This window comes from Pseudomonas sp. BW16M2, from assembly GCF_014268865.1.
Lineage (GTDB): Bacteria > Pseudomonadota > Gammaproteobacteria > Pseudomonadales > Pseudomonadaceae > Aquipseudomonas > Aquipseudomonas peradeniyensis.
Genome location: NZ_JABWRI010000024.1, coordinates 15,609 through 31,199, shown reverse-complemented (window position 1 = coordinate 31,199; position 15,591 = coordinate 15,609). Strand labels below are relative to the sequence as shown.

The following is a 15,591-nucleotide window of genomic DNA, read 5'->3' as shown; positions in this document are numbered from 1 at the left end:
GGACCAAGATCTGGGCGCCGACATCCATTCAGTCATGCGAGTGAGCAGGGGAGCTTTAATGAAAACCATCAGCCAACGTGACAAAGATCTGTTCGAAAACCTGTTCGTGCTTGAACTGGCCAACAATCACTGGGGCAGCCTGGAGCGGGGGCTGAAGATCATTCGAGATCACGGCGCTATCGCACGCTTCAACAATGTCAAAGCTGCGATAAAACTGCAGTTTCGCGACGTCGATGAATTCATCCACCCGGACTTCAAGGGTACGACAGAGCTGCGCTATGTGAAGAAGACCGAGGACACTCGACTGAGCAAGGCCGAGTTTGCCCGGATGGTTGAGGAAGTCCGCAATCTGAGTTGCATTCCCATGGCTACCCCGTTCGACGAGGCCTCGGTAGACCTGTGCGTCGAGTTCGACATGCCGATTCTCAAGATTGCCAGTTCTGACATGAATGACTGGCCATTGATCGAGAAGATCGCCTCCACGCGCCGCCCGACCATCATCTCGACTGGGGGGGCATCGGAGAAGGACCTCGATGACGTAGTTCGATATTTCGAGAAGCGTGACATCCCGCTTTCGATAAACCACTGCGTTTCGCTCTACCCCAGTGAAGATGATGAACTGCACCTGGATCAGATCGACTATCTGCGCAATCGCTATCCAGGTCACGTGATTGGCTTGTCTACCCATGAGTATCACGACTGGCATTCGTCGATGCTGATCTCCTACGGCAAAGGGGCCCGTACCTGGGAGCGTCATATCGACATACAGTATGAGGGCGTTCCGGTCTCCAACTACTGCTCGCTGCCGGAACAGTGCGACAGTTGGTACAAGGCATTCCACAAGGCCAAGGAAATGTGCGGGGGCGTGAGTGCCAGCCGGCGCATCATCTCGCGCAAGGAAACCGAGTATCTCAACGCCCTCGTGCGTGGCGCCTATGCGCGACGTGACCTGGAGCCTGGTTATGTGCTGACGCGCGACGAATTCGAAAAGGATTTCTATCTGGCCATCCCGCTGCATAAAGGGCAGCTGTCGTGCCGTGAGGTGATGAATGGCGAGCGTCTCTTGCAGTCGATCAAGGCCAACGAGCGCTTGACTATCGAGCATATCGACGGCCCCTACAGCGAAACGCCCGCGCTCAAGAACCTGATCCTGAACAGGGGGCTTTGAGCATGAAGCGTGTTTCCGAGCAGATCGCTCAGTGGTTGGTGCAGCAGGGTGTCGAACAAGTCTTCACTGTCACTGGCGGCGGCGCCATGTTCCTCAACCAGGCGCTTGGTGGGCATGAAGGCCTGCGTTGTACTTTCATGCACCATGAGCAGGCATGTGCCATGGCTGCTGAGGGGTACGCACGGGTCACCGGCAAGCCTGCGGTGGTGATGCTGACCACCGGGCCGGGTTCGATCAATGCTCTCAATGGTGTGCACGGCGCATTCACCGACTCGATTCCGATGATCGTGATCTCTGGTCAGATCAAGCGTGAAACCTGTGTTTCCTTCCAGGACGTGCCGGGCTTGCGGCAGTTGGGCGACCAGGAGGGGCCGACCATCGCGATGGCCAGTCCGGTTTGCAAATATGCCCGGATCGTGCGCAGCGAGAAAGACCTTGAGGATATGCTGCCCACCGCCTACGCCGAGGCAGTTGGCGGACGTCCGGGTCCGGTATGGCTTGATATTCCCCTGGACATCCAGCAGTCGACCGCGTCGATCAATATTCCTGCCCCGGTTCTGACTCGGCCTGCTCCGGCCGAAGGTCTGAGGGTCGCCTGCACGCAGATCGTCCGTCGCTTGCTGCAGTCGCATCGACCACTGATCCTGGGTGGTACGGGGGTTCGGCTTTCGGCAACGGAGAAGCGCTTGCTGGCCTTGGTCGAGCGCTACCGTATCCCCCTGGCCACTGCGTGGACTCACGACCTGATTGCCAGTGACCACCCGCTGTTCGCCGGGCGCCCTGGCACCATCGGTACGCGCTCTGGCAACTTCTGTCTGCAAACCGCTGATTTCGTGCTGGTGTTGGGGTCACGGCTGAATGTGAGGCAGACGAGTTACAACTGGCAGGCCTTTGCGAGAAACGCCTGGGTCGCTCAGGTGGATATCGATGCTGCGGAACTGAACAAGCCCACCGTTCGTCCAGACCTCGGGGTTGTCGCAGACCTGAATGATTTTCTGGATATGTTCGAGGAGGAGCTGGCGCGTTGCGTCCTGCCGAACTTCTCCGCTTGGGTGCAGTGGTGCAAACGTATCGGCGAGACCTACCCGGCTATTGCGGAGCATCGCCAGCAAGCAGGGGCGGCGCTCAATCCCTATGTCATGGTAGAGCGTATCTTTGCTCAGATGCGTCCCGACGACATTGTTGTCTGTGGCAATGCTTCTGCGTGCATCCTGCCCTTCCAGGTGGGGGCGCTACAGTCTGGTCAGCGTTTGTTCAGCAACTCCGGCTCGGCCTCCATGGGGTATGACTTGCCGGCGGCCCTTGGTGCGGCAGCGGCTGCTGCCCAGGAGAATGGGCGGCGGGTGATCTGCTTCGCGGGCGATGGCAGCCTGCAGATGAATATCCAGGAGTTGCAAACGCTGAAAACCGTCGCGGCCAATCTCATCGTGATTGTTCTGAACAACCGTGGTTATCTTTCCATCTGGCAGACGCATGAGAACTTCTTCGGTCGCGTGATTGGCGCAACTCCCGAGTCGGGAGTGGAGTTCCCGGATTTCACCGCCGTTGCTCGCGCTTATGGTTTGCGGGCCGAATCGATCCATGGTGAGGAGGATCTGCGTCGGCTCGATGAGCTCTTGGGCTGTAATGGGCCGCTGCTCATCGACTTGCACGTTGATCCTCGGCAAGAGTTCGTGCCGCGCATCAAATCTCGCGTCGATGCTAACGGTGCATTCGTGACGCCAGAGCTGGACGACATGCACCCGTTCCTTGAGCAGGCGACACTCGAGCAGTTACGCAACGAGGCCCTGGCCATACGCGCAATCCCCCATACCGTCACTGACTCAGGAGCCAACGGCAATGGTTGACAAGACTTATCGCACTGCTGATTTCAATGCCCTGCGTGAGCAGGCGGCCGGTTTGCCACAGACACATATCGAGCCAGGCAGCGTCATCTGGATTTTTGGCGCGGGCAACTTCGGTCGAAGCCTGGCGGCGGCGATGCAGAAGCAAGGTATTGTCGTGGCGGGCTTTGTCGAGACCGCTCCCCGTGTGGCAACCGTGCTTGACCTGCCTGTGCTGGACTGGCAGGCATTGGCGCGGGAGCATTCGGGAGCGCGGCTGGCGCTTGGGATCTTCAATCGCGATACGCCGTATGATGAGCTGCTGACGATTGCCGCCGAGGCAGGTTTCGCACCGCCGTTGATGCCGTGGATGCTGTACGAGCAATTTTCCCAAGATCTTGGCTGGCGATTCTGGCTCAGCGCCCGTTCGTTCCTGTTAGAGGCAATGGGACGAATTGCTGGAGTGGCCGAGCAATTGGCTGATGAGCAAAGCCGGGAAATCCTGTATCGCATGTGCGCGTTCCGTCTTGGCCTGGATATGGAATACGCCAGCTACCTTTCCAGCGAGGCGCGCTACATCAATGAATTGACCTTGCCTGCGTTGCGGGGCCGCGGTATCACCTACGTGGACTGCGGTGCCTATGATGGTGACAGTTACGAAGAGCTGATAGCGTGCCCCGACATTACCTGCAAGCAAGCGTTTTTGCTGGAGCCTGATGCGGAAAACTTCAGTCGTCTGGTAAGGCAGGTAGCGCTTGGCGGTACCAACGCCGTTTGCTTGCCCATGGCCGCTGCCCAGACCTACAGTATCCTGACATTCAACGCCGGACAGGGAGAAGCTTGCTCCCTGAGTCAGGATGGTGCTGGCACTTCGATCGCAGCGGTGGCCTTGGATCAAATGCTGCCCTGTATGCCGGTTGACCTCATCAAGCTCGATGTCGAAGGGGCAGAGGCTCAGGTACTGAGGGGAGGCGAGCAGATCATTCGTCGCAGCCGTCCAACGCTGATCGTATCGCTCTACCATAACCCGGAAGATCTCTGGGAGTTGCCGGAGCTGCTGTTCGAATTCTGCCCGAACTACCGTTTCTATATCCGCCAGCATTGCCCGAATACATTCGAGTCGGTCCTCTACGCTGTACCCAACCCATGAACGTATTGCTGACCGGGGGGACGGGATTTTTCGGGCGCGCATTGTTGCGGCATTGGCAGGTATGTGCAGATGCCGGCGCCCAGGTACCCAAGGTTACTGTACTAAGTCGGATGCCGTATGCATTCCTTGAACGGTGCCCTGAGTTTGCGGGCCAGCCTTGGCTGCGCCTGCATGAGGGGGACATTCTGGTACCGGATTCGCTGCCGGTATCACGGAATTTTACGCATGTGCTGCATGCGGCTGCTGACTCGACAACCGGGCCTGCCCTCGGCCCGCTGGAGCGCTATCTGCAGATCGTCGACGGAACCCGGCATCTGCTGGACTATGCCGTTGCCAATCGTATTCCGCGTTTCCTGCTGACAAGTTCTGGTGGCGTTTATGGGCCTCAGCCGCAAGGCATGGGGAGCATCGTGGAAAGTTACAATGGCATGCCGGATCCGCTCGAGCCAGGACATGCATACAGTGTGGCCAAACGTTGTGCCGAGCATCTTTGCGCCCTGTATGGCCATCGGCACGGGCTTGATGTTGTGATTGCCCGCTGTTTTGCCTTCGTCGGGCGTGACTTGCCTCTGGATGTGCATTTCGCCATCGGCAATTTCATCAGGGATGCGCTTGGCTCACCCATCATTGCAGTGAATGGCGATGGTACGCCCGTGCGTACCTACATGGATCAGCGAGATCTGGCGCACTGGCTAGAGGTGCTCCTGAGTAGCGGGAAGCCAGGGCATGCCTATAACGTAGGCTCTGATGAGGTCATTACGATCGGTGAGCTGGCACACTTGGTTCGCGACACACTCGCGCCCGGGAAGCTTGTGCGCATTGCTCGGCGTGAAGAGTCGCCTGGAAGTTTCCGGAGTCGTTACGTGCCAGCAATCAGCAAGGCGCGTGATGAACTGGGGCTATCCCTGCGTTACAGCCTGGCAAGGTCGATACGGGATGCGGCGGAGCATGTGGGTCGTTGACCGGTACGTAATGACTCTCTTCTTCTTTGATGTATCAGGAATGCAAGCATGAATAACGACTTCCCTGCTTCGTTGCGACGTGAGCGCGTGGCTCAACAGTGCATCTGCTGTGGTGGTGTGCAACTGCAACGGTCGCCGGCTGTTCTCATGCCGTTCGTTTCCCATCGGGCGTTAGGGCTGGCGCCTGTTCTCATTGATGAGCAGTGGGGCCTGAAATCCATTCCCCAAGGTATGGCGTATTGTCTGTGCAATACACTTCATTGTTCACAATGTGAATTGTTGTTCTTGGATATTCGTTTTTCCGACCGCGAGATGGCCTGCCTGTATGACGGCTACTACGGTGAGGCATACGAAGCACTTCGAGAACACTATGAGCCCGGCTTCAAGGCGCGAAATCTTGCCTTGAGGGCGCCTAGCGAGCTAATGGGGCTGACGATCGATTACGTTCTGCAGTACCTCAGCCCCGTGCGCATCCTCGATTGGGGGGGGGGAGATGGCACGAACACTCCGTTCAAGGGGGATGGGTACCAGACTGACATCTTCGATATCGACCGCAAACCTACCGTGGTGGGAACTCGCAGCGTCGCAAAGGGCGATGTTGAAGGCGTCGCTTACGATCTCATTGTCTGCCGCCAGGTGCTTGAGCATGTTCCCTATCCAACGGATGTGCTTGCCGAGATCCGTCAATGCATGGGGGATGAGACTTTGCTCTACGTGGAGTTGCCGCATGAGGCGCTCATGGTCGGCAACCAGGCGCTTTCACCGTCGCAAAAGCGGCATTGGCACGAACATATCAACTTTTTCTCACCCGCTGCGCTCGCTAACCTCTTCCTGGCCTGCGGTTTCAAATTGTTGAATGTGCAATCGACCCCTATAGGGAGTGACCCACGATTGAGCTCAGCCTCTCGGATTCTGCAGGCCATGGTAAGGAAGGCATAAGTACTGCGGGCAATGTCGCAGTGGCATTGGCGTTGAAATGAAGGCCGGCGGTGCAATGCCGCCGCCTGACGCAGTGAGGTCTTCGGGCGCTTCAATAGCGCAGGTGGCATTGCGTGGATTACAGGATTGGTCGTATAACCGTGACCTGGCAGTCAAAACGTGCATCACACGTGCATTGAGTCTGCGGGCAGCCATGTCGACATGCCAGGCCAGGCGTTTGGTTCTGGTCGCCAGCCCCGTGATTTTTCGTCATTTCCATTGGGAAGCCACAATGATTGGCATTAAAAGCATCGCCAGTTACGTACCTGTGGAGGGCGTCGACAACTACGCCCAAGGTGCGAAATTCGGCAAGGATCAAGAATTCATTTTCGGCAAGATCGGTTCGACCTTCCTGCCGCGCAAGGGCGATACCCAGGAAACCTCCGACCTGTGTGTCGAGGCCGCGAAAAATCTGTTCGCTGCCAATCCGGCACTGGACCCGGCGTCCATAGATGTCGTCATTGTCGTCACCCAGAACGGTGACGCGGAAGGCCTGCCGCACACGGCGGCCATCGTTCAGCACAAGCTTGGGCTGTCGACCGCCCTTGCCGCGTTCGACATCTCGCTGGGCTGCTCGGGCTATGTCTATGGGCTGTACGCGATGAAGGGCTTCATGGAGGCCGCAGGCCTGAAGAACGGCTTGTTGCTGACCGCTGACCCTTATTCGAAGATCGTCGACCCAGAGGATCGCAATACCACCATGCTGTTCGGCGATGCCGCCACTGCCACCTGGATGGGGGAGGGTGCGATCTGGCAATTGGGCAAGTCGCTGTTTGGCAGTGATGGTGCCGGTGCCGAGCATCTGCGTACCACCGATGGCAAATTCTTCATGAACGGCCGCCAGGTCTACAACTTCGCCCTGGTCAAGGTGCCTGCGCACTTGCATAAGTTGCTCGAGGCCAGTCAATTGAAGGCCGAGGATGTCGACCTGTACTGCCTGCACCAGGGCAGCGCAGCGATTGTCGATGCCGTTTCCGCGCGGTTCTGTGAAGGCGAGCACAAGGCCAGGTTCGTCAAGGATATGGTCGAAACCGGCAATACCGTTTCGTCGAGCATCCCGCTGCTGCTGGAGAAGCATGTGCTCGGATCGCAGCACCAGCGCGTCGCCCTGAGTGGTTTTGGCGTGGGCCTGTCCTGGGGGTCGGCCATTATCGAGCGCGCCACTTGACCGAAAGTGGGTGTTCAGCAGAAGCGCCGACCACAAGTGGTCGGCGTTTTTTTTTGTTCTGGGGTTGAGTTTCTGGCGTCAAATCCCTGAATTCATTGAGGGTGGCAGGGTGCCAGTAAAAAATTTGAGAATTCGCCCTAAAGCAAACTGCCCTGGCGACGATAAACATTACGAAGGTTCTCTAGGCCAACCACCCGGCGAATTGCCAAGGCCGGAAGCCGTAGTACCCAATCCAACGAGGAATTCGTCATGGCTTTGACTGTAAACACTAACACCACCTCTCTGGGCGTTCAGAAGAACCTGAACCGTGCTTCCGACGCACTCAGCACTTCGATGACCCGTCTGTCCTCCGGCCTGAAAATCAACAGCGCCAAAGACGACGCCGCCGGCCTGCAGATCGCTACCCGCATGACCTCGCAGATCCGTGGTCAGACCATGGCTATCAAGAACGCCAACGACGGTATCTCCATCGCCCAGACCGCTGAAGGCGCGATGCAAGAGCAGACCAACATGCTGCAGCGCATGCGGGAACTGGCCAACCAGTCGCGAAACGACTCCAACAGCACCCTGGACCGTGAAGCACTGGACAAAGAGTTCCAGTCGATGCTGAAGGAAATCGACCGTATCGCCAGCAGCACCGAGCTGAACGGCAAGAAGCTGCTCAACGGTAGCTCCGGTGTCATGACCTTCCAGGTTGGTTCCAACATCGGTAGCGACAACCAGATCACCATCAGCCTGAGCTCCTCGATGAGCACCGGCACCGGTGGCGCTCTGAGCGGTCTGAACGGCAAGGCCATCACTGGCACCAGCGCCAACATCGAAGCCAACTTCACTGCTGCCATGAGCGCCATCGACGACGCTCTGCAGGCAATCAACACCTCGCGTGCTGATCTGGGTGCTGCCCAGAACCGTCTGACCAGCACCATCAACAACCTGCAAAACGTCAACGAGAACGCCGAAGCTGCTCGTGGCCGTGTACAGGACACCGACTTCGCTGCTGAAACTGCCCAGCTGACCAAGCAGCAGACCCTGCAGCAAGCTTCGACCTCGGTTCTGGCCCAGGCCAACCAGCTGCCGTCGGCAGTTCTGAAGCTGCTGGGCTAATCTGCCTGATAGCTGATGGCGGGGGAGTGCTCTCCAGGCGCTTCCCCGCCTTTTCATTGTGAGGTGCTGGACATGGACATGAGCGTCAAGCTGAACCTGTCTTACCCGGCTGCACGCACGGCCGAGCAGGTTGCTGAAAAACCGGTTGCGCGGTCGCCAGGCACTTCCGGTGACGGCGAGAAGCAGCAGGATCCGGGCAAGGTGCAGGGCGCCGACAAGGTGCAGGCTGCAAATGATGTCAAAGGTGCTGTCTCGGAAATCGAGAAGTTCTTGAAGGAAACGCGACGTAACCTGGAATTCGTCACTGACGAAGAATCCGGTAAGATCGTGGTCAAGGTCATCGCCAGCGAAACGGGCGAGTTGATCCGACAGTTGCCCTCCGAAGAGGCGCTGCGGATTGCTCACAGCCTGAGCGATGTCAAGAGTGTTCTGTTCGACGCCAAGGTCTGAGTGGCGGCGAACACCATCATGTAATTCAAGTTGGCCTTGCAGGAGCGGGGCTGACGCATTGAAGAGAGGAGCAACAGCATGGCAAGCCCGATTACTACCAGCACGGGTGCAGGCTATGGGCTCGACATCGCCAACATCGTCAAAGTGTTGGTGAATGCCGATACATCGGCCAAGGCCAATCAGATTGCCCGGCAGACGAGCAACAACTCGGCGATGATCTCCGGCATCGGCTCCCTGCGCAGCGCCCTCACGGCGTTCCAGGATGCGATGAAGAAGCTCAACGACAAGGATGCTCCTTCTTTCAATGCATTCGCCGGCACTTCCGCTGACGAAAAAGTGGTCAAGATCAAGTCTGGCAACACTGCGGTTGCCGGCTCGTACGATATCAAGGTCGAGCAATTGGCCACCGGCTCCAAGGTTGCCAGCCAGAAGTTTGCGGGTGGCGCTGGCACGGCGATCGGTGCTGGCGAGCTGGTCATCAGCCAGGGTGGCAAGGACTACAAGCTCAACGTTGCCAGCGGTGCGACGCTGCAGAGCGTGCGTGACCAGATCAACAAGGAAATGAGCACCAAGGGGATCACCGCCAACATCATCAACGAGGCGGGTGGTTCGCGACTGGTGTTCAGTTCCACCACGACCGGTGCGGGCAGCGACATTTCCGTCGGTGGTATTCCGGAATTGGCAATCAATGGTACCCAGCCGATTTCAGGTAGCGGTGCTGGCTACATCAGTGCAGTGGCTCAGGATGCGAAGTTCTCCATTGACGGCCTGCCACTGACCAGCCCGACCAATACCGTGGACAAGGCGATCAGTGGCCTGACCCTTGAGCTTACCGGTACCACCGCGCCGACTTCCGCCACCGGCGTCAAGGTAACTGTGGCGCTCGACAACCAAGGGCTGCAGAAGTCGGTGCAGTCGTTCGTCGATGCCTACAACACCCTGCAGAAGGCTATCACTTCGCTGGTGACGCCAGAGAAGGACGCGAGTGGCAATGTCAAGAGTCTTGGTCCGCTGACCAACGATCCGACCACGCGTTCGTTGGTGAGTGACGTGCGCAAGGTGCTGGCTGATGTAGGCGCCGGTGACAAGCTGACCACCCTCAGTCAGCTGGGTGTCAATACCAAGAATGATGGTACGCTTGAGTTCAACAGCACCAAGTTCAATACTGCGCTGAACGACAAGAAGCTCGGCCCGGAAATCCAGGAATTGTTCTCTGGTGCCAATGGCCTGTTCGAGCGAATGAACAAGGCGATCGATCCGTACAATGCGTCTGGTGGTACGCTGGATTCGCGCAAGAACAACCTCGACAAGGCGACCAAGGATCTGCAGAACCAGCAGGCTGCACTGGATCGTCGTACCGAGTTGCTGACAGCGTCGCTGACCAAGAAGTTCTCCGCGCTCGATGCGGCCCTGGCCAAGATGAAGAAGCAGGGCGAGCAGATCACCTCGATCTTCGAGGCGATCAACGCCCAGGCCAAGAAGTCCTGATCGATCGAGCATGACAAAAGCCCGGCGGCGCCTCACAGGCGTGCCGGGCTTTGTCTTTTCCGGCTAAAGTTTTTTGACGCGGCGGCGATACAAGAGGTATATGCACCTTTTCGCTGCAACGAGGTAGATCCATGAACCCGATGTTGGCCCTTCGGCAATACCAGAAAGTCAATGGCGTGGCACAGACGTCCGAGGCCAGTCCGCACCGCCTGGTGCAGATGCTCATGCAGGGCGGTCTCGATCGCCTGGCCCAGGCCAAGGGCGCCATTGCCCGCAAGGATGTCGCCCAGAAGGGCATTCTGATCGGCAAGGCCATCGATATCATCGGCGGCCTGCGCGAGGGCCTTGACCTGGAAAACCACGCCGACAGCCTGACCGACCTGGACAACCTGTACACTTACATGAGTCGTCGCCTGGTCGAGGCCAACGTCAAGAGCGATCCTGCGATCATCGACGAAGTCGCGCGCCTGCTGATCACGGTCAAGGAAGGCTGGGATGCGATCGGCGAACAGCAGCCGGCGCCCTGAACCAGGAGGTTGTCATGAGTGAGGTGATCGAGCGTATCGACCAGACCCGCGAGCTGCTGCTCGCCGCCCTGGCCAGTCGTGACTGGGAGGCGGTTGGCGAGCTGGATCTGGAGTGCCGCCTGTGCGTCGACGATGTGCTGGCCGAGGCGCTGTCGAACGAGGATGAGGTGCGTGCCAGCCTGGAGCAGTTGCAGGCTGTCTATCGGCAGCTAATCGAAGTTGCAAGTGGTGAGCGTCAATCGGTAGTCGACGAGATGGCGAAGATACGTCAGGCGGAAAACGCGACAAAGGTATACCATTTGTTCACCTGACCACAGGTGACACAAAAATCAGCGCGCCATAAATTTGACTGTGTGCCGTTTTTTGACTTTACTAGTGGCTGTTTTCGAAATTCAGACGTCCGAACACTGACCATTCAGTCGGAATGATGTCGTGCACGCCTTCGGGCGCCGATATGACTAGGGAAGTTGCTATTGCATGTGGCGTGAAACCAAGATTCTCCTGATCGATGACGACAGCGAACGCCGCCGCGATCTGGCGGTGGTCCTGAATTTTCTCGGCGAAGAAAACCTGTCCTGCTCCAGCGACGACTGGCAGCAGGTGGTCGAGGGTTTGTCTTCCAGCCGTGAAGTGCTGTGCGTCCTGATCGGTACCGTAAATGCCCCGGCCAGCGTGCTGGGGCTCCTTAAGACAGTGGCTGGGTGGGATGAGTTCCTTCCGGTTCTGCTTCTGGGTGAAATTTCTTCCGCGGACTTCCCCGAGGACCTGCGCCGCCGTGTGCTGTCCAACCTCGAGATGCCGCCGAGCTACAGCCAGTTGCTCGACTCCCTGCACCGTGCCCAGGTCTATCGCGAGATGTACGACCAGGCCCGCGAGCGTGGTCGCCAGCGCGAGCCCAACCTGTTCCGCAGCCTGGTGGGCACCAGTCGTGCCATCCAGCATGTGCGGCAGATGATGCAGCAAGTGGCCGACACCGATGCCAGTGTGCTGATCCTCGGCGAGTCAGGCACCGGCAAGGAAGTGGTGGCGCGCAACCTGCACTACCACTCCAAGCGTCGCGAGGCGCCGTTCGTGCCGGTCAACTGCGGGGCGATTCCGGCGGAGCTGCTTGAAAGCGAACTGTTCGGCCACGAGAAGGGCGCCTTTACCGGGGCGATCACCAGTCGTGCCGGGCGCTTCGAGCTGGCCAACGGCGGCACGCTGTTCCTCGACGAAATCGGCGACATGCCGCTGCCGATGCAGGTCAAGCTGCTGCGCGTGTTGCAGGAGCGCACCTTCGAGCGGGTCGGCAGCAACAAGACCCAGAGCATCGACGTGCGCATCATCGCCGCGACGCACAAGAACCTCGAGACCATGATCGAGGACGGGACCTTCCGCGAGGATTTGTATTACCGGCTGAACGTGTTCCCGATCGAGATGGCGCCATTGCGTGAGCGGGTGGAAGACATCCCGTTGCTGATGAACGAGCTGATCTCGCGCATGGAGCACGAAAAGCGCGGCTCGATCCGCTTCAATTCCGCGTCGATCATGTCGCTGTGCCGCCACGGCTGGCCGGGCAACGTCCGCGAGCTGGCCAACCTGGTCGAGCGCATGGCGATCATGCACCCGTACGGGGTGATCGGCGTGGCGGAGCTGCCGAAGAAGTTCCGTTATGTGGATGACGAGGATGAGCAGCTGGTCGACAGCCTGCGCTCCGATCTCGAGGAGCGCGTGGCGATCAACGGCCATGCGCCGAACTTCGCCAGCCACGCCATGCTGCCGCCCGAGGGGCTGGACCTCAAGGACTACCTCGGCAGCCTGGAGCAGGGGCTGATTCAGCAGGCGCTGGACGATGCCAATGGCATTGTCGCCCGTGCCGCCGAGCGCCTGCGCATCCGTCGCACCACGCTGGTGGAGAAGATGCGCAAGTACGGCATGAGCCGCCAAGGTGGTGAGGAACAGGCGGACGACTGATCCTGTCTTGCCTGGTCGCAATGGTCGGGGGCTGTGATAGCCCCGGCCATTGCCTCCGATCAACGATCCCGCATTCGATTATCCCCATCTCCGGCACGGCTATTGCTACACCGCAGGCAACATACCGTTTTTATGACGGTCAGCCATGCGAGAGAGCACGATGCCCCAGGCCGCCCACCGTTCCCATGCCGCCGATCCGCGCGGGCACACCCCGCTCGAGCAGGAAAGCCGGCAGGGTCTTGAGCAGGCGTTCGCCCTGTTCGATCAGGTTTCCAGCCAGCTGAGCCAGTCCTACACCATGCTCGAGACCCGGGTCAGCGAGCTCAAGGGTGAGCTGGCGGTGGTCAGTGCGCAGCGCATGGCCGAGCTCGATGAGAAGGAGCGCCTGGCCAATCGCCTGCAGAACCTGCTCGACCTGCTGCCGGGCGGGGTGATCGTGATCGACGCAGAAGGGTGTGTGCGTGAAGCCAATCCGGCGGCCTGCGAGTTGCTCGGCGAGCCATTGATCGGCATGCGCTGGCGCGAGGTGATCGCCCGCAGTTTCGCGCCGCGTGACGATGACGGTCATGAGGTCTCCCTGCGTGACGGGCGTCGGTTGTCCATCGCGACGCGCTCGCTGGATGCCGAGCCGGGGCAGTTGGTGCTGCTCAACGACCTGACCGAAACCCGCCGCATGCAGGATCAGCTGGCGCGGCACGAACGCCTGTCGTCCCTGGGCCGCATGATCGCCTCCCTGGCGCACCAGATCCGCACGCCGCTCTCGGCGGCGATGCTCTATGCCGGCCACCTGGCCGAACCGCAGCAGGTATTGACGGACGAAACCCGGCTGCGTTTTGCCGGTAACCTCAAGGAGCGTCTCCACGAACTCGAGCACCAGGTTCGCGACATGCTGGTGTTCGCCCGCGGGGAATTGCCGCTCAATGACCGCATCAGCCCGAAGGCGTTGTTCCAGGCGCTGCAACAGGCAGCTCATGCCCATGTCGAGGGGCATGCGGTGCGCTGGCAGTGCGACAGTCGCCTGGGGGAGTTGCTGTGCAACCGTGACACCCTGGTCGGCGCCTTGCTCAACCTGATCGAGAATGCCCTGCAGGCCAGCAGCGGGCCGGCGAAACTCAAGGTGCACCTGTCGCGTCGCGACGACAACCTGCGCGTGTGCGTCAGCGATGCCGGCAGCGGTATCGACGAGCAGCTGCTGGCGCGCCTGGGCGAGCCGTTCGTGACCACCAAGGCGACCGGCACCGGCCTGGGGTTGGCGGTGGTCCAGGCGGTGGTGCGCGCGCACCGCGGTACCCTGCAGCTACGCTCCAGGCTTGGCCGTGGCACCTGTGTCATCGTGCTACTGCCGTTGATCGATGGTCGTGGGGAGGTCAATCAATGAGCGTCAAGGTGCTGCTGGTCGAGGATGATCGGGTCCTGCGCCAGGCGTTGGCCGATACCCTGGAGATCGGCGGTTTCTGCCACCGTGCCGTCGGCAGTGCCGAGGAGGCCTTGCTGGCGGTGGCTGAAGAGTCGTTCAGCCTGGTGGTCAGCGACGTGAACATGCCGGGCATGGACGGTCATCAACTGCTCGCCCAGCTGCGTCGGCAGCACCCACAGCTACCGGTGTTGCTGATGACCGCCCATGCGGCGGTGGAGCGGGCGGTGGAGGCCATGCGCCAGGGGGCTGTCGATTACCTGGTCAAGCCTTTCGAGCCCGCGGCGCTGAACGGCCTGGTGGCGCGTCATGCCGTCGGCAGCGCTGCCGGCAGCGATGACGAGGGGCCGGTGGCGTGCGAGCCGGCCAGCCGGCAATTGCTGGAATTGGCGGCACGGGTTGCGCAAAGCGACTCCACCGTGCTGATCTCCGGCGAGTCGGGAACCGGCAAGGAAGTGCTGGCGCGCTATATTCATCAGCAATCGCGGCGGGCGGACCAGCCCTTCGTGGCGATCAACTGTGCGGCAATCCCGGACAACATGCTCGAGGCGACCCTGTTCGGCCATGAAAAGGGCGCCTTCACTGGGGCGATCGCCGCCCAGGCGGGCAAGTTCGAGCAGGCCGACGGTGGCACCTTGTTGCTGGACGAGATCTCCGAGATGCCGCTCGGCTTGCAGGCCAAGCTGCTGCGGGTGCTGCAGGAGCGCGAAGTCGAGCGCGTCGGTGGGCGCAAGCCCATCGCCCTGGACATCCGCATCCTTGCCACGACCAACCGCGACCTGGTGGGGGAGGTGGCGGCCGGCCGTTTCCGTGAAGACCTGTACTACCGCCTTTCGGTATTCCCCATGGCCTGGCGCTCCCTGCGCGAGCGTCCTGCCGATATCCTGCCGCTGGCCGAGCGGCTGCTGGCGCGCCATGCCCGCAAGATGCGCCATGCCCAGGTGTGCCTGTCCAGCGAGGCGCGGGCGTGCCTGCAGGCGTATGCCTGGCCGGGTAATGTGCGGGAGCTGGATAACGCCGTGCAGCGGGCGCTGATCCTGCAGCAGGGTGGTGTGATCGAGGCGGCGGATTTCTGTCTGGCCGGCGCCATTCCATTGTCGGCGCCGAAAGTGGCCACTATTGAGCCATTGTCCGTTGAGCCGGTTGCCGAGGTTGGCGGGCTGGGCGACGACATGCGTCGTCATGAGTTCCAGATGATCATCGATACCTTGCGTGCTGAGCGCGGCCGTCGCAAGGAGGCTGCCGAGCGCCTGGGGATCAGTCCGCGCACCTTGCGCTACAAGCTCGCGCAGATGCGTGACGCGGGCCTGGATGTCGAGGCCAGCCTGTTCGGTTGATGCGTCGTTTTGAATGATTTTCGGGTTGGCTGGCACTCCTCTTGCTAGTTCCAACCCATTCGCTGCACG

At 60.0% G+C, this 15,591-nt stretch carries 14 protein-coding genes; all 14 read left to right on the top strand.

The window, feature by feature from the left end; all coding sequences use genetic code 11:
- Positions 1–58: 58 nt before the first annotated feature.
- The 14 genes from HU735_RS19570 (at position 59) to HU735_RS19505 (ending at position 15,522) form a co-directional block, all read left to right on the top strand.
- Positions 59–1,168, top strand: a complete 1,110-nt coding sequence (locus tag HU735_RS19570) for an N-acetylneuraminate synthase family protein (RefSeq protein WP_186714849.1) — start codon at positions 59–61, stop codon at positions 1,166–1,168.
- Positions 1,169–1,170: 2 nt separating this feature from the next.
- Positions 1,171–3,015 carry a thiamine pyrophosphate-binding protein gene (locus tag HU735_RS19565; protein WP_186714848.1) on the top strand — a complete coding sequence of 615 codons (1,845 nt, stop codon included), beginning with the start codon at positions 1,171–1,173 and terminating at the stop codon, positions 3,013–3,015.
- Entirely contained in the window at positions 3,008–4,141 is a 1,134-nt protein-coding gene (locus HU735_RS19560) for an FkbM family methyltransferase (protein ID WP_186714847.1), read from the top strand. The genes HU735_RS19565 and HU735_RS19560 overlap by 8 nt, the downstream gene beginning before the upstream one ends.
- Complete coding sequence (locus HU735_RS19555) at positions 4,138–5,103, top strand: NAD(P)-dependent oxidoreductase (RefSeq protein WP_186714846.1); 966 nt, start codon at positions 4,138–4,140, stop codon at positions 5,101–5,103. The genes HU735_RS19560 and HU735_RS19555 overlap by 4 nt, the downstream gene beginning before the upstream one ends.
- Positions 5,104–5,151: 48 nt before the next feature.
- On the top strand, positions 5,152–6,042 hold the full coding sequence (locus HU735_RS19550) for a class I SAM-dependent methyltransferase (protein ID WP_186714845.1): 891 nt from the start codon (positions 5,152–5,154) through the stop codon (positions 6,040–6,042).
- Positions 6,043–6,313: 271 nt separating this feature from the next.
- Positions 6,314–7,249: a ketoacyl-ACP synthase III gene (locus tag HU735_RS19545; protein ID WP_186714882.1), complete on the top strand. Its 936-nt coding sequence runs from the start codon at positions 6,314–6,316 to the stop codon at positions 7,247–7,249.
- Between the two features lie 249 nt (positions 7,250–7,498).
- Complete coding sequence (locus tag HU735_RS19540) at positions 7,499–8,353, top strand: flagellin domain-containing protein (protein ID WP_186714844.1); 855 nt, start codon at positions 7,499–7,501, stop codon at positions 8,351–8,353.
- A 72-nt stretch (positions 8,354–8,425) separates the two neighbouring features.
- On the top strand, positions 8,426–8,803 hold the full coding sequence (locus HU735_RS19535; protein ID WP_186714843.1) for a flagellar protein FlaG: 378 nt from the start codon (positions 8,426–8,428) through the stop codon (positions 8,801–8,803).
- 78 nt (positions 8,804–8,881) lie between these two features.
- Positions 8,882–10,291 carry a flagellar filament capping protein FliD gene (gene fliD, locus HU735_RS19530; protein WP_186714842.1) on the top strand — a complete coding sequence of 470 codons (1,410 nt, stop codon included), beginning with the start codon at positions 8,882–8,884 and terminating at the stop codon, positions 10,289–10,291.
- A gap of 131 nt (positions 10,292–10,422) precedes the next feature.
- Positions 10,423–10,818, top strand: coding sequence for a flagellar export chaperone FliS (gene fliS, locus HU735_RS19525; protein WP_186714841.1), 396 nt, complete (start codon positions 10,423–10,425; stop codon positions 10,816–10,818).
- A gap of 14 nt (positions 10,819–10,832) precedes the next feature.
- A complete protein-coding gene (locus HU735_RS19520; protein WP_186714840.1) occupies positions 10,833–11,129 on the top strand; it encodes a flagellar protein FliT in 297 nt (98 codons plus the stop codon).
- 166 nt (positions 11,130–11,295) lie between these two features.
- Positions 11,296–12,771 carry a transcriptional regulator FleQ gene (gene fleQ / locus HU735_RS19515; protein WP_186714839.1) on the top strand — a complete coding sequence of 492 codons (1,476 nt, stop codon included), beginning with the start codon at positions 11,296–11,298 and terminating at the stop codon, positions 12,769–12,771.
- A gap of 160 nt (positions 12,772–12,931) precedes the next feature.
- Positions 12,932–14,149: an ATP-binding protein gene (locus tag HU735_RS19510; RefSeq protein WP_186714881.1), complete on the top strand. Its 1,218-nt coding sequence runs from the start codon at positions 12,932–12,934 to the stop codon at positions 14,147–14,149.
- On the top strand, positions 14,146–15,522 hold the full coding sequence (locus HU735_RS19505; protein WP_186714838.1) for a sigma-54 dependent transcriptional regulator: 1,377 nt from the start codon (positions 14,146–14,148) through the stop codon (positions 15,520–15,522). The genes HU735_RS19510 and HU735_RS19505 overlap by 4 nt, the downstream gene beginning before the upstream one ends.
- Positions 15,523–15,591: the final 69 nt, after the last annotated feature.

Bases quoted from the DNA above. Each gene is read 5' to 3' on its own strand.
- HU735_RS19520 (WP_186714840.1), top strand. From the start codon at position 10,833: ATGAGTGAGGTGATCGAGCGTATCGACCAGACCCGCGAGCTGCTGCTC.
- HU735_RS19550 (WP_186714845.1), top strand. From the start codon at position 5,152: ATGAATAACGACTTCCCTGCTTCGTTGCGACGTGAGCGCGTGGCTCAA.
- HU735_RS19555 (WP_186714846.1), top strand. From the start codon at position 4,138: ATGAACGTATTGCTGACCGGGGGGACGGGATTTTTCGGGCGCGCATTG.
- HU735_RS19560 (WP_186714847.1), top strand. From the start codon at position 3,008: ATGGTTGACAAGACTTATCGCACTGCTGATTTCAATGCCCTGCGTGAG.
- HU735_RS19505 (WP_186714838.1), top strand. From the start codon at position 14,146: ATGAGCGTCAAGGTGCTGCTGGTCGAGGATGATCGGGTCCTGCGCCAG.
- HU735_RS19565 (WP_186714848.1), top strand. From the start codon at position 1,171: ATGAAGCGTGTTTCCGAGCAGATCGCTCAGTGGTTGGTGCAGCAGGGT.
- HU735_RS19540 (WP_186714844.1), top strand. From the start codon at position 7,499: ATGGCTTTGACTGTAAACACTAACACCACCTCTCTGGGCGTTCAGAAG.
- HU735_RS19545 (WP_186714882.1), top strand. From the start codon at position 6,314: ATGATTGGCATTAAAAGCATCGCCAGTTACGTACCTGTGGAGGGCGTC.
- HU735_RS19510 (WP_186714881.1), top strand. From the start codon at position 12,932: ATGCCCCAGGCCGCCCACCGTTCCCATGCCGCCGATCCGCGCGGGCAC.
- fliS (WP_186714841.1), top strand. From the start codon at position 10,423: ATGAACCCGATGTTGGCCCTTCGGCAATACCAGAAAGTCAATGGCGTG.
- HU735_RS19570 (WP_186714849.1), top strand. From the start codon at position 59: ATGAAAACCATCAGCCAACGTGACAAAGATCTGTTCGAAAACCTGTTC.
- fliD (WP_186714842.1), top strand. From the start codon at position 8,882: ATGGCAAGCCCGATTACTACCAGCACGGGTGCAGGCTATGGGCTCGAC.
- fleQ (WP_186714839.1), top strand. From the start codon at position 11,296: ATGTGGCGTGAAACCAAGATTCTCCTGATCGATGACGACAGCGAACGC.
- HU735_RS19535 (WP_186714843.1), top strand. From the start codon at position 8,426: ATGGACATGAGCGTCAAGCTGAACCTGTCTTACCCGGCTGCACGCACG.